14 protein-coding genes are annotated in these 12,309 nt (G+C 50.4%); 10 read left to right on the top strand and 4 right to left on the bottom strand.

The window, feature by feature from the left end; genetic code table 11:
* The first annotated feature begins 8 nt into the window (after positions 1-8).
* A complete protein-coding gene (locus ABO04_RS08295; RefSeq protein WP_160810197.1) occupies positions 9-725 on the top strand; it encodes an RES family NAD+ phosphorylase in 717 nt (238 codons plus the stop codon).
* A 125-nt stretch (positions 726-850) separates the two neighbouring features.
* Here the strand turns inward: ABO04_RS08295 and rsmI are convergent, their stop codons facing one another.
* Complete coding sequence (rsmI, locus tag ABO04_RS08290; RefSeq protein ID WP_160810196.1) at positions 851-1,735, bottom strand: 16S rRNA (cytidine(1402)-2'-O)-methyltransferase; 885 nt, start codon at positions 1,733-1,735, stop codon at positions 851-853.
* A gap of 45 nt (positions 1,736-1,780) precedes the next feature.
* On the opposite strand from rsmI, the gene ABO04_RS08285 reads away from it, so the two are divergent.
* From ABO04_RS08285 to ABO04_RS08275, 3 genes are all read left to right on the top strand, one after another.
* Positions 1,781-3,658, top strand: coding sequence for an ABC transporter ATP-binding protein (locus tag ABO04_RS08285; protein ID WP_345853224.1), 1,878 nt, complete (start codon positions 1,781-1,783; stop codon positions 3,656-3,658).
* Positions 3,659-3,713: 55 nt separating this feature from the next.
* A complete protein-coding gene (locus ABO04_RS08280) occupies positions 3,714-4,070 on the top strand; it encodes a YraN family protein (protein ID WP_160810195.1) in 357 nt (118 codons plus the stop codon).
* An 80-nt stretch (positions 4,071-4,150) separates the two neighbouring features.
* The gene (locus tag ABO04_RS08275) at positions 4,151-4,399 is read left to right on the top strand and encodes a hypothetical protein (RefSeq protein ID WP_160810194.1); all 249 of its coding nucleotides are present in this window, start codon (positions 4,151-4,153) and stop codon (positions 4,397-4,399) included.
* A 43-nt stretch (positions 4,400-4,442) separates the two neighbouring features.
* On the opposite strand, the gene ABO04_RS08270 is transcribed toward ABO04_RS08275, so the two are convergent.
* Together ABO04_RS08270 and ABO04_RS08265 are read right to left on the bottom strand one after the other, a co-directional pair.
* Positions 4,443-4,766 carry a helix-turn-helix domain-containing protein gene (locus tag ABO04_RS08270; protein WP_160810193.1) on the bottom strand — a complete coding sequence of 108 codons (324 nt, stop codon included), beginning with the start codon at positions 4,764-4,766 and terminating at the stop codon, positions 4,443-4,445.
* On the bottom strand, positions 4,763-5,083 hold the full coding sequence (locus tag ABO04_RS08265; protein ID WP_160810192.1) for a type II toxin-antitoxin system RelE/ParE family toxin: 321 nt from the start codon (positions 5,081-5,083) through the stop codon (positions 4,763-4,765). The genes ABO04_RS08270 and ABO04_RS08265 overlap by 4 nt, the downstream gene beginning before the upstream one ends.
* 292 nt (positions 5,084-5,375) lie before the next feature.
* On the opposite strand from ABO04_RS08265, the gene ABO04_RS08260 reads away from it, so the two are divergent.
* The 5 genes from ABO04_RS08260 (at position 5,376) to ABO04_RS08240 (ending at position 9,818) form a co-directional block, all read left to right on the top strand.
* Positions 5,376-6,086 (top strand): SIMPL domain-containing protein, encoded by a 711-nt coding sequence (locus tag ABO04_RS08260; protein WP_160810191.1) that lies wholly within the window; start codon positions 5,376-5,378, stop codon positions 6,084-6,086.
* Positions 6,087-6,218: 132 nt separating this feature from the next.
* Positions 6,219-7,736 (top strand): CHAD domain-containing protein, encoded by a 1,518-nt coding sequence (locus tag ABO04_RS08255; protein ID WP_160810190.1) that lies wholly within the window; start codon positions 6,219-6,221, stop codon positions 7,734-7,736.
* Complete coding sequence (locus ABO04_RS08250) at positions 7,736-8,479, top strand: AAA family ATPase (protein ID WP_160810189.1); 744 nt, start codon at positions 7,736-7,738, stop codon at positions 8,477-8,479. The genes ABO04_RS08255 and ABO04_RS08250 overlap by 1 nt, the downstream gene beginning before the upstream one ends.
* The gene (locus tag ABO04_RS08245; RefSeq protein WP_164504301.1) at positions 8,457-8,942 is read left to right on the top strand and encodes a CYTH domain-containing protein; all 486 of its coding nucleotides are present in this window, start codon (positions 8,457-8,459) and stop codon (positions 8,940-8,942) included. The genes ABO04_RS08250 and ABO04_RS08245 overlap by 23 nt, the downstream gene beginning before the upstream one ends.
* Before the next feature lie 639 nt (positions 8,943-9,581).
* A complete protein-coding gene (locus ABO04_RS08240) occupies positions 9,582-9,818 on the top strand; it encodes a hypothetical protein (RefSeq protein ID WP_160810188.1) in 237 nt (78 codons plus the stop codon).
* A gap of 8 nt (positions 9,819-9,826) precedes the next feature.
* Here the strand turns inward: ABO04_RS08240 and ABO04_RS08235 are convergent, their stop codons facing one another.
* A complete protein-coding gene (locus ABO04_RS08235; protein WP_160810187.1) occupies positions 9,827-11,314 on the bottom strand; it encodes a helicase HerA-like domain-containing protein in 1,488 nt (495 codons plus the stop codon).
* A gap of 388 nt (positions 11,315-11,702) precedes the next feature.
* Here ABO04_RS08235 and ABO04_RS08230 point away from each other — a divergent pair, with 388 nt between their 5' ends.
* Positions 11,703-12,062, top strand: coding sequence for a hypothetical protein (locus ABO04_RS08230; RefSeq protein ID WP_160810186.1), 360 nt, complete (start codon positions 11,703-11,705; stop codon positions 12,060-12,062).
* Positions 12,063-12,309 lie beyond the last annotated feature (247 nt).

Raw genomic sequence — 12,309 nt, 5'->3', positions numbered from 1 at the left:
GGAACTGCATGAATGCTCTGTTCGCTCAACTTACGCTGGTCGATGTTCATCAGGATGTCGCCCGAAACATTGTATCCCTGCGTCAGTCACAAGACTTGTTCGATGATCTGACAGACGATTCGGCCGAATGGCTTCTGGCACAGAAAGTAGAAGCCGAGATCAGGCCACCGCTGTATCGATCATATACCCCCATCATCGATCGACCGTTCGAAGAGGCTGAGTGGTTCAATGCCATAACCTGGCCATTCAAACATTGGCAATCCAGCCGATTTTCAGATGGAACACACGGGGTCTGGTACGGCTCAGAATTGATTGAAACCACGGTCTACGAGTCGGCGTATCACTGGTATCGTGGCTTGTTGAGCGATGCGGGATATGAACATGAAGCCATTGTGGCTGAGCGGAAAGTTTATTCGGTTGCCTGCAGGGCAGCCTTACTGGATTTTCGAAAAATCACCGCGGAATACCCGGATTTGTTACACCCTTCTGATTACACACTGACCCAGTCAGCAGGCGCACGCATTCATCGGGAAGGACATCCGGGACTGTTGATTCAATCTGTTCGCAGATCGTCGGGTGAAAATATGGTCGTATTCAATCCAGGCGTGTTATCCAATCCAAGGCACAACTGCCAGCTGACCTATCGGCTCGAAGGTGATCAGATCAAGGTGGAAAAGCATCCGGGCACGGTGTGGATCACCATAGATATAGCGACTTTTGGTTAATATTCTCTTTTCCTCTTCAAATAGCGAGGCTGTCATTGGAATATATCGGGGCCTACCTGCGCAAAATGGATGTTTTACGTTTTACATGTCTCCCACACACCACAGATCGTTTTGCAGTGGTTCTCTCAGATCAATTTCTTCGTTTTCTGTTCCAGCAACGCCCGGGCATACAGTTTTTTTCTACTCTCGCCCGTTATTTCTGCAGCCAGCTGCACAGCCTGTTTCAAAGGCAGTTCTCTTTGCAGGGTGGCCAGTGTCTGCATGGCCTGCGGGCTGATCTCCTCCTGCTGCGGCGCTTCCAGCGGCGCAAGCAGCAGCACAAATTCACCCCGCTGCCGGTTTTCATCGGCCTGCAGCCAGTCCAGCGCCTCTCCCAGCGGACAGGTATGAATTGTCTCGAATAGCTTGGTCAGTTCGCGGGCAAAGGTGATTTCACGGCCGGTGCCAAATACAGCCAGCATATCCGTTACACATTCGAGAATGCGGTGTGGCGCTTCATAAAAAATCAGAATGCAGGCGTACAACGTTTTCAGGCCAGCCAGTTTGCGCTGGCGCTCGCCGCTTTTGGTCGGCAGGAATCCGTAAAAGAAAAAATGCGGCGCGATCAGGCCGGAAGCGGACAAGGCACATAACGCCGCATTGGCACCGGGAACCGGTACAACCGGCAAATTGCGCGCCCGCACCTGCTGCACCAGCAAGGCACCAGGATCAGAGACACCCGGCGTGCCGGCATCAGAAATCAGGGCGATTGCCTTGCCCTGCTCCAGCCATTCGATGATTTTGTACGCTGCGCTGCCTTCATTGTGCTGATGCAGTGGCAGGATACGGGTGTGGCTGGCGGACAACATGTGCCCTGCCAGCAGTTTTTGCGCATGCTGGACATGCTCGGCAGCAATGCAATCGACTGCAGACAATATCTCCAGCGCCCGCAGGGAAATATCACGTAAATTTCCGATGGGCGTACCAACCACATATAATGTCCCTTTGGCTATTCCTGCAGCAGTTGGCATTTTCTGGTTATAAACGTCTGTTCTGATCTGATGGTTTTTACGGGCGTGGCCGCACTATACGGCAGTTCCCCTGCTTTTTCCATGCACGGCCAGCCAGGTTCCAATCTGTTTAACCAACCCATCCGATATTTTATGACACCCAGTCACACAACCGCTCCGCTGGTTCGCCTGCTGCGCTATGGCCATCTGTTCCGCAGCCGCATCTGGCTGGCTACGCTCTATTCAATTCTTAATAAACTGTTTGATCTGGCGCCCCCCGTGCTGATCGGTATGGCAGTGGATATTGTCGTCAATCAACAGACATCCATCTTTGCCCAGTTCGGATTCCCGGAGGTTTCCACTCAGTTATGGATACTGGCTACACTCACACTCATTGTCTGGGGGTTTGAATCCATTTGGGAATATCTGCTCAAACTTTGCTGGCGCAATCTGGCACAGGATATTCAACATACTTTGCGCCTGGATGCCTACCAGCATATTCAAAAACTGGAGCTGGCCTATTTCGAGGAACGCAGCACTGGCGGAATGATGGCGATTCTGAACGATGACATCAATCAGCTGGAGCGGTTTCTGGATGTGGGCGCAAATGACCTCATCCAGCTGCTGACTACCGTTATCACGGTAGGCGGCATGTTCATCTACCTGACGCCCGGTGTGGCGTGGATGGCGTTATTGCCCATGCCGTTTGTCGTCGCTGGTTCCTGGCTGTTCCAGAAACGCATTGCCCCGCGCTACATGGCTGTCCGCGAACAGGTCAGTATTCTGAACAGCTACCTGTCCAATAATCTCGGCGGCATCGCCACCATCAAAAGTTATACCACCGAGCAATACGAACTGAGCCAGATCGAGCGCGAAAGCCAGATCTATCAGGAAAAAAATCAGCATGCCATTGCCCTGAGTGCCACGTTTGTACCCATTATCCGCATGGTGATTGCACTCGGTTTCAGCGCCATCATGGTTGCAGCGGGGCTAATGGCTGCCGATGGCGAACTCAATGTTGGCGCCTACAGTATTCTGGTATTCATGACCCAGCGCCTGCTGTGGCCGCTCACCCGCCTGGGAGAAACACTGGATCTGTACCAGCGCGCGATGGCCTCCACCCATCGCGTGCTGGATTTATTACAGGCACAACCCACCATTACAGACGGGCCGCAAACACTCCCTGTTGCACAGGTCAACGGTGAAATCATTTTTGACGACATCAGTTTCAACTATGAGCGGCGCACATCAACACTGAATCACCTGTCCCTGACGGTACCTGCCGGCCAGACGATTGCGCTGGTAGGCGCCACCGGCAGCGGTAAGAGTACGATCGTCAAACTGCTGCTGCGTTTCTACGAACCACAACAAGGCCGCATCCTGCTGGATGGCCACGATATCCGCGACTTGCGTCTGCATGACTTACGCCAGTCGATCGGCCTGGTCAGCCAGGATGTTTACCTGTTCCACGGCACCGTGTATGAAAATATTGCATATGGCTCTTTTGGCGCCAGCATGGAAGACGTCATCGCTGCAGCCAGAACAGCCGAAGCTCACGATTTCATCATGGAACTGCCGGATGATTATCAGACCGTCGTCGGCGAACGCGGGCAGAAACTCTCCGGCGGCCAGCGCCAGCGCATCTCGATTGCCCGGGCCGTTCTCAAGAATCCGCCGGTACTGGTACTCGATGAAGCCACTTCCGCGGTGGACAACGAAACAGAAGCTGCCATCCAGCGTTCACTGGAACGGATTACCGTTGGCCGCACCACCATTGTAATCGCCCACCGTCTGTCCACTATCCGCAACGCCCACTGCGTTTATGTGCTGGATAAGGGTGAAGTGGTGGAAGCCGGCACGCACGAGGCACTCTTGGCGCGCAATGGTCTGTACGCCAACCTGTGGCTGGTGCAAACCGGGGAGAAAATGAAAGCGCATCCATGAAATTGGCTTTTCAGGTCAATTGCAAAACTCCTTGCCAACAATTACAGACATTCCCATGTCATCCACAGAAAACAAAGGCAGTGCCGCTGAACAGCGCGCAGCCACCTTTCTCCAGCAGCAAAAACTCATCCTGCTGGAAAAAAATTACCGCTGCCGCTTTGGTGAAATCGACCTGATTATGCAAGAAGGCGATACGCTGGTATTTGTTGAAGTCCGGATGCGCTCCAGTGATCGGTTTGGTGGCGCCGCTGCCAGCATCACCCCTGCCAAGCAGCTCAGACTGACACGCGCCGCCCGTCATTATCTGGCGAGACAGGATGATGATCTTCCTTGCCGCTTCGATGCAGTTCTGATTTCCGGCACACGGGAAAATGACATCGAATGGATCAAAAACGCGTTTGATGAAGGCTGATGGATTACCCACAACGCTGTAGCCAATAAACATACCGCGTTCGCCCCTCATTCTATTAAGAGACACCAGTCGGAACCACCGTGAACAAGATACCAATCGTCATAACCATCATCCTCTTTTTGATCGCCGTATTTGCTTCGTGGCTACTTTGGTCCTCAAGCGGATCAGATATGAAGGATGCAGATCTCGTCAGTGCACAGATTGCAGTGGCTGCGTGCTTAGGTACTTTCGTGTCTACTACGTTTGTTGTTTTCAGCCGCATGGCAACAAATAAAGCGTATGTGGAAGCCCAGCGGCCTCATCTTCTAGTTCCGGATCTGATCCTCTGACTCGCGCTGATAAGACGTTACCGGATTTGACCCGGTAGTTTACTTATCTGCGCGCTCCACGGCTACGCTTGAAGGCCCGCAGCGTTTGGGTGGAGAACATTTGATTGCGACCTACGACGTGGCTAGGGACGAGTTTTCCGGATTGTACGTATCGGCGTAGCGTCGGCAGGGATACCTCCAGATATTCAGCGGCTTCCCAAGCGGAAAACGGTTCCTGATGGGTTTCGCCAAACACTTGCTCATGCGTGAAATCATCTTCGCGGAAGGCATTGCTAGCCAGCATGGAAAAAAACCGGACCCGCTCGCTCACCGACATCCGTTTCATCTCGGCGTAAAGGTCCTCGGCAGTTAAGGTTTGGTTCATCATGTTTCTCCCGATTGCTTTTCGTGTCGCAAATATTGCTTCAATTCGTCGTAGAAGTTCTCATGTACGCCGACTTGGTAGAAATCGATGATCAAAAACTCTACGGGCACGTTCTTGGCCGGCGGCCGGTAGGCCATCAGGTACTCCTGCCGATTAAAGCGGAACTTGTGAACCCGAATCCCAGCCAGGTCGCCCACCTTGAGCTCACCAGTCTCTGGCGCCTCACACACCACTTCCACTTCATCTTCGATCGCCAGTCGCAAGGGTTTGCGTGCCTTCTTGATATACTGGGCAAAGGGCCGTTTGAAACTGGTATACATGCGTTGATATTAGTGCAATATTGATTCTATGTAAAATCATATAGTAGCCGGGGTCAGGTCCATAATCAATAACGCTTGTTATTCATCTTCTTAGCTCTGGATCTGGCCCTATGACTTCTATGACTTGTTTGATGAAAGCTGATGCGCTGCCTAATCGGGCACCGCGCTCTACCCTGCCCTCCTACTTCATTGGCAAACTTTACCGGCCCCCTTTTTCGCCGTGATCGCAGGAACGAGGGGTGATGTGTATACTGAATGACAGATTAGTATCTAGAATACAGGGGGTTATCGGATGAACGAACAACGATCGGCATTTATCCTCGGTGCATTTGTCTGTGCCGGTCTGATTGCAATGGGGTTGATTATCAGTTCAAGTGTGCTGCGCTTCAAGGAATATGAACGTGTGGTGGTTGTTAAGGGACTGGCAGAGCAAGAAATGCCGGCAGATGTTGCCGTTTGGCCGATCAGCTTCACAGCCGCAAGTAACGATCTGACGGATCTCTATGCCTCCATGGAGGTGAATACGCAGCAGATCATTTCCTATTTGCAGGCTTCCGGATTTGCCATGGAAGAAATTACAGCGACAGCCCCGGTCGTAACCGACAAGCTTGCGCGGGAATACGGCAGCCAGGAAGTATCCATGCGTTATGCGGCTGCGCAAGTGATTACCGTTTATTCAGACAAAATTGACAGGGTAAGAACTTCGCAGGGTAATGTGGCCGAACTCGGAAAAAAAGGGATTGCGCTCAGCGGAAATGAATACAATCAGAAAACACAATTCCTCTTCACAAGGCTGAATGATATCAAGCCGACGATGATTGAAGAAGCAACGCGGAACGCCAGAGCCGCAGCAGAAAAGCTTGCCTCTGATGCAAACAGTCAAATAGGCAAGCTGAAAAGGGCGAATCAGGGTCAATTTACAATAGAAGACCGTGACACCAACACGCCATACCTCAAAAAAATAAGAGTAGTATCAACAGTTGAATACTATCTGGCTGATTAAGTGACGTAGTCCAGTAAAGCCGGACACTCCAGTTAAGGAAGCAGCGATCTTCTTCGCGAAAGAAACGAGTATGCAAAAAATAATTGAAATGCTCATCGGGGATTATTTAATTCACTCAAACAGGCCAAAAGCATGAATTTGACCTCCACAAACTTCTACATATCTGTTGAACAACTGAATAACCTGGCAATCAGCAGCATTCAGGGGCTGACCCCGGCGCTGGAGTGGGATGAAAATGAACATAATTTTGCGATCCTTGATTGTTTCGAGCAAAGTTTGCGAAAATCACGAAGATTATTACTTGCAATCGACGAGCAAGTAGAACTTCTGACAGAAGAAGGCGTAATTCTAAGTCAACACGTAAAACCCAATACCCGATTTGTCGCTGAATTTGAGGAAGGGCCGGTAAAAAAAGCGCTGGCTGATCTCTCACCCCTGCGTGCACTTCTCACCATAGCATCGGGCACCATGAAAACCGGGACCCTCATACTAACCGATGACGAGGAAAAAACCTGTGCGCGAGCCAAACTGCAAAAACTCATACCAGCCAACGGTAAAGCAGTCGTACTGGTCACCCCTCAGGGATTGCGCGGTTACGATCAAGCACTGAGCGACCTGACCACATACATACGAACTCATGGCGGGACACCGCTGACTGCAGGCAATCTGTACCGGATGATTGATCATTCCTGTGTTAATTATGTTTCCAAGCCCGCCATCGAGATTCACCCGGAGGAAACCGTCTTTGATACAGCAACCAACCTGATCGCCACTTATCTTCCTGTTGTCCGGGCAAACGAGTACGGTGTGATTCATGATCTCGACACCGAGTTTCTGCACGATTACCGTGTTTCCCTGCGCAAGATCCGTTCGGTACTCAGCCTGCTCAAGGGCGCCTACGACGTTAATCAGACACTTCAGCTCAAGATGCGCTTTTCCGCATTAATGGCTCCTACAGGGGCACTTCGTGATCTGGATGTTTATCTGCTGGAGCAGGCATCTTTCTACACGCTTGTCCCTCACACGATGCATGCTGGGCTGGATGCCATGTTTTCATTAATAGCTGACAGACGCATGGAAGAACAGGCGCGTCTGGCAGCACATCTCAAGACTCATCGTTACAAAAAAGAGATCAAGGCACTTGTAAAACTCTTTTCAAAAAAACACAAATTAAAGCCGGGGCCAAATTCCAGTCGTGCGTCCCACGATCTTGCCTGTGAACTGATCTGGAAACGCTATCGTAAAATCTGTCGCCTGGCCGCAACCATAAATGTCGCCACCCCGGACGAGGAAATCCATGCATTACGCATTGAATGCAAGAAACTGCGTTATTTGATGGAATTCTTCGGGATTATTTTTCCACAAGAACTATTTGACAGCATACTGAAATCACTGAAGCAGCTTCAAGATTCACTGGGCCTGTTCAACGACTGCTCGGTTCAGCAACTGAGTCTTCAGTCATTTGTTGACGGCCTCAGTGATGAACAGCACAGATTCATCATCACGCAAAGTGTTGGATCGCTAATCACCATCTTGCACCAGCGCCAATTCGCTGAGCGTGAAAAAATCATGAATGCCTTTGCGCACTTCAGTAGCGACCGGATACAACGGTCCTTCCGTACATTATGCCAAAACAAGAAGGAGCTCTGATGCAGATCGTCGCCTGTTATTCCAACAAAGGCGGAGTCGGTAAAACCGCGACCACCGTCAACCTCGCTTATGCTTTCGCGGCATCTGGTCGAAACACATTGTTATGCGATCTTGATCCACAGGGTGCGTCGGGATTCTACTTTCGGATAAAGCCATCGCAGAAACTGACAGAAGCACGTTTTTTCGAGGACGCTGAACGTTTCGTCAAGTCAATCCGTGGCAGCGATTACGACAATCTCGATATTCTGCCCGCAAACATGAATTTTCGTGATTTTGATATCTTTCTATCGCACATGAAAGATACACGCTCGCGCCTGAAAAAGGCACTGAAGGCAGTGAAAAATGATTACGACGTTGTGCTGCTCGACTGCCCTCCCAATATCTCTATTTTGTCAGAAAATGTTTTTCGCGCCGCAGATGCCATCGTGATACCCGTTATTCCGACAACGCTCTCACAGCGCACCTTCGAGCAACTGCTGGAGTTCTTCCAGCAGCACGATCTGTCGACAAAAAGAATTCACGCTTTTTTCTCGATGGTTCAGGGAGCAAAGACTCTGCATGGAGAAATGATTGTCGAACTGACACGCAATTACCCCAAACAGATCATGGCAGCAAAAATTCCTTTCGCCTCTGAAATCGAACGCATGGGAATAACGCGCGCCCCCGTTCTCGCTACCACACCAAACAGTCCGGCAGGAAAGGCCTACCAGGCATTGTTTGATGAACTTATCGAACGGATATAACCTCGTGATCGAGATTGAGCGCAAATTTCTCGTCACGACTTTTCCTTCCAACAGCGAATTGCATGCTGTTTCACTGCGTCAAGGTTACCTGACCACCCCTACAGATTCGATTGAGCTACGGCTGCGTCAGCAAGACGCGGAGTACTTCATGACGCTGAAATCTGGGGGAGGCTTATCCCGGCAAGAGTATGAAATTCCGGTAGAAGTACATCAGTTCGAAACGTTGTGGCCCGCAACAACGGGTCGCCGTATAGAAAAAACACGATACAAAGGAAAGCTGGTTGACGGATGGATTTTTGAACTGGATGTCTTTGCGGGGCATCTGTCACCCTTGATGTTGGTTGAAGTGGAATTTCCCTCAGAGGATGCTGCCAGGGCATTCATACCTCCACCGTGGTTTGGAGAAGAAGTAACTGAGGACGGGCGTTACAAAAACAAAGCACTCGCCTTCTCTCTTCCCTGAACGATGACAAATCGTAAAAACTCCAGATATCTTGTACCTGCAATAAAATGCCGGGTGTATGCCCGACATGGTGATTCAGGTGATTGCAGGGTTTTCCTCATACAGCATCCCCTTAAACGCTGACTCAAAACAAACTTCAGGTTCGATCGACAGAATCTCCAGACAACCTAGAAAGCACTGATGTTGCTGCGAACAGAACTGATCTGATACAGAATTTTTTATATCACCGCATTCTCTGAAAATCGGTTGACTCAAGATTATGTTGGCACACAGAGAGCTCACCGCCGGCGAACCGTAGGGTGCACCATGTGCACCGACCAACAACGACAGACAGTAAATGTGGCGCACATGGTGCACCCTACCACTCAAACATGTCTATTCCAGACGAGCGTTCAAGCACAAGATGACAGAATAAATCTGCGCTCTTTAAGCGCATTAATAATAGGGTTACTTTTTATAATATAATAATGCTTATAGTAGGGTTATCACATGAAGTACTGGATCTTCAGGAAAATCACGAAGGTTGTACAGAGTCTGCTGCTTTGCTTATTCTCTGAAAATATAGTGTTTTGTACATCTTCTACTCCGTTTCACATATCCCGAGTATCTAAATTCCCATAATAATTTAAGGATATTTTTATGCGTCTTAATATCTATATGACCTTATTGCTATCAACATTGCTGGTTGTCGCGTGCAAACCTCCAAATCCAACCGTTCCCGAAAGAGACAGGGAGCATTACGAAAAGGCTCTTGCTGGAGAAAAAATAGAATGTGAGCATGGAATCAATCCTAATGGAGGGTGCTTCGCAGAAGGTGATACCGGGGTGCCGGCTGGAGAGGCTGGCTGTTATCCTTTCTGTAATATAAAAAAATAAAATCAAATTCAGCGCCGTCGTCCGCCACCAAAAATGGAACCCAGCACGCCACGGACCACCTGGCGCCCAAGCTGCGAGCCAATGGTGCGCGCCGTGCTTGTGGCTATCGTCTCCACGATACCTGCGCGTCGCCCGCCGCGTGGTCCAGTGCTGCCGCCCAGCAACTCGCCCCAGTTAAAGCCGCGGTCAGCTTCAGCCGGCGCTTGTTCCGGCGATGTTGCGGTGCGCGCCTTGAGGATTTCATAGGCCGATTCCCGATCCACCAGCTGTTCATAATGCCCGTACAGCAGGGAAGCGCGAATGATCTGCTGGCGTTCAGCCTCGGTGGCCAGCCCTACCCGACTGCCCGGCGGCACGATCAGGCCGCGCTCCACGGGAAGAGGACGTCCTTTTTCATCCAGAAAGGAGATCAACGCTTCGCCCACACCCATCTCGGTAATGGCCGCTTCCACATTGATTTGCGGATTGGGGCGAAAGGTTTCAGCCGCCGCCCGCACCGCTTTCTGATCACGCGGCGTAAAGGCGCGCAGGGCATGTTGGACACGGTTGCCCAGTTGCCCCAATACCGCATCTGGAATATCCAGTGGATTCTGGCTGACAAAATACACGCCAACCCCCTTGGAGCGGATCAACCGCACCACTTGTTCGATTCTGGACAGCAACGCGGCAGGTGCATCGTTGAACAGCAGATGCGCTTCGTCAAAAAAGAACACCAGCCGGGGTTTTTCCATATCCCCCACTTCGGGTAAATTCTCGAACAACTCGGAAAGCAGCCACAAAAGCAACGTGGCATAAGTGCGCGGTAAGTTGTAAAGCGTTTCTGCCGCCAGGATATTGATTACGCCACGCCCGTCTTCAGCAGTCTGCATCAGATCATCAAAATTGAGCGCAGGCTCGCCAAACAATTGATCGCCGCCCTCATGCTCCAGTTGCAATAACCCGCGCTGAATGGCGCCAACACTGGCAGTGGAGATATTGCCGTATTGCGCACTGTAACTGCTGGCGTTTTCCGCCGCATGCTGCAACATCGCACGCAAATCCTTCATATCCAGCAACAACCAGCCATTGTCATCGGCAATACGGAATACCGCCGTCAGCACCCCGCTTTGGGTATCGTTCAGATTCAGCATGCGTGCCAGCAGCAGCGGCCCCATGTCGGATATCGTCGCTCGCACCGGGTGCCCCTTCTGGCCGAACACATCCCAGAACACCACCGGGCAAGCCGAATAGTTGAAGTCTTCCAGCCCCAGCTCCGCCACACGCGCTTTCACCTTGGCATTATCCCCGCCCGGCTGGGACATACCGGAAAGATCCCCTTTCACATCCGCCATGAACACCGGCACCCCGGCACGTGAAAACTGCTCTGCCAGACTTTGCAGCGTGATGGTCTTGCCCGTACCGGTCGCCCCGGCAATCAGCCCGTGACGGTTGGCCATGCCCGGCAGGATGGCCAGTTCAGTGTTGCCGGATTTAGCGATGAGAAGCGGTTCGGTCATAACAAAATTCCTGAAATCGTTACTCAAAATTCAGTTGAGCGGATAAACGTCACTATACGACACCTGCCACGAACTATCGGGTAATCCGGGTCACAATCGGCAGACGGGAACTCAAAAATGATCAGCATACACGCCAACAACTTTAATATGAACGATCCATCATCCAGGATCTGGATTCTGATTGCTGATATATCAGTCACCATCGTTCTCACCGTAATAAACAGATAATTCTTCCCTTACTCGTTAATTGAGATCAATCGCAAATGCAACAGAATATCTGAAACCTTATTTCTAAATTTCAAGAATGAATAATGAGTTTCGTTATATACCTATTTACAAAAAAATATGTACCACTTGCGGTGCATACTAAACGTTAGGAGTTCCACACATGGGGCGTGCCGGAATTTTTGTCATATTCTTGATTGGCTTCGTTGTTTTCACCCTTATCAAGATGATTTTTGTCGGAACCAAAGCCGCTTACGAAGCTGTATTTGACCCAACAGCAAAAGACGAAAGAGTTAAAGCGTTGATAGCCGATTGTATGCTGCGCGTGAGCCATATCATGCATGAAAAATACACTGGCCAACCAGGTGAGTTATCAATGGCAATTTTGCAACTCACGCCGGCGGTTCAATCAATGATTTTAGAGAAGGGCTATCAAACAAACGCAGCAATAGCCAGAGCTATTGTTTGCGATGCAATTGTAATCGGCGGACATGCAACTCGTGAAGAAGTTGATCGTGCGTAAAGTCAGCTTCCTTCAAGAGGCCTGGAACGAATACACCCAAACACTGGGTAAGCTCATTCCATTACACATCCGCAACCGTCTTTTTACTAACAAGGCGGCATACATTGCTCTTGCAATCGTTGGCATTGAGCTTATTGTGGCACTATCTATCTATTGGCTATGGTTCAGAAATTCCTAACAATTCAATTCAGCCGACGCCCGCAACGGACACGGCTGATTTCAAGCGTTAGATTGCCCGAGGAGAACC

Origin of the sequence: Nitrosomonas sp. HPC101 (genome assembly GCF_009833125.1) — a bacterium.
GTDB lineage: Bacteria > Pseudomonadota > Gammaproteobacteria > Burkholderiales > Nitrosomonadaceae > Nitrosomonas.
The sequence above is the reverse complement of the archived record's forward strand: the minus strand, read 5'-3'. Positions and strand labels throughout refer to the sequence as shown.

What these genes read in the sequence shown, in the direction of transcription:
- ABO04_RS08295 (WP_160810197.1), top strand. Translation starts at nt 9, where the DNA reads ATGAATGCTCTGTTCGCTCAACTTACGCTGGTCGATGTTCATCAGGAT.
- rsmI (WP_160810196.1), bottom strand. Translation starts at nt 1,735, where the DNA reads ATGCCAACTGCTGCAGGAATAGCCAAAGGGACATTATATGTGGTTGGT.
- ABO04_RS08280 (WP_160810195.1), top strand. Translation starts at nt 3,714, where the DNA reads ATGTCATCCACAGAAAACAAAGGCAGTGCCGCTGAACAGCGCGCAGCC.
- ABO04_RS08270 (WP_160810193.1), bottom strand. Translation starts at nt 4,766, where the DNA reads ATGATGAACCAAACCTTAACTGCCGAGGACCTTTACGCCGAGATGAAA.
- ABO04_RS08265 (WP_160810192.1), bottom strand. Translation starts at nt 5,083, where the DNA reads ATGTATACCAGTTTCAAACGGCCCTTTGCCCAGTATATCAAGAAGGCA.
- ABO04_RS08260 (WP_160810191.1), top strand. Translation starts at nt 5,376, where the DNA reads ATGAACGAACAACGATCGGCATTTATCCTCGGTGCATTTGTCTGTGCC.
- ABO04_RS08255 (WP_160810190.1), top strand. Translation starts at nt 6,219, where the DNA reads ATGAATTTGACCTCCACAAACTTCTACATATCTGTTGAACAACTGAAT.
- ABO04_RS08250 (WP_160810189.1), top strand. Translation starts at nt 7,736, where the DNA reads ATGCAGATCGTCGCCTGTTATTCCAACAAAGGCGGAGTCGGTAAAACC.
- ABO04_RS08245 (WP_164504301.1), top strand. Translation starts at nt 8,457, where the DNA reads ATGAACTTATCGAACGGATATAACCTCGTGATCGAGATTGAGCGCAAA.
- ABO04_RS08240 (WP_160810188.1), top strand. Translation starts at nt 9,582, where the DNA reads ATGCGTCTTAATATCTATATGACCTTATTGCTATCAACATTGCTGGTT.
- ABO04_RS08235 (WP_160810187.1), bottom strand. Translation starts at nt 11,314, where the DNA reads ATGACCGAACCGCTTCTCATCGCTAAATCCGGCAACACTGAACTGGCC.
- ABO04_RS08230 (WP_160810186.1), top strand. Translation starts at nt 11,703, where the DNA reads ATGGGGCGTGCCGGAATTTTTGTCATATTCTTGATTGGCTTCGTTGTT.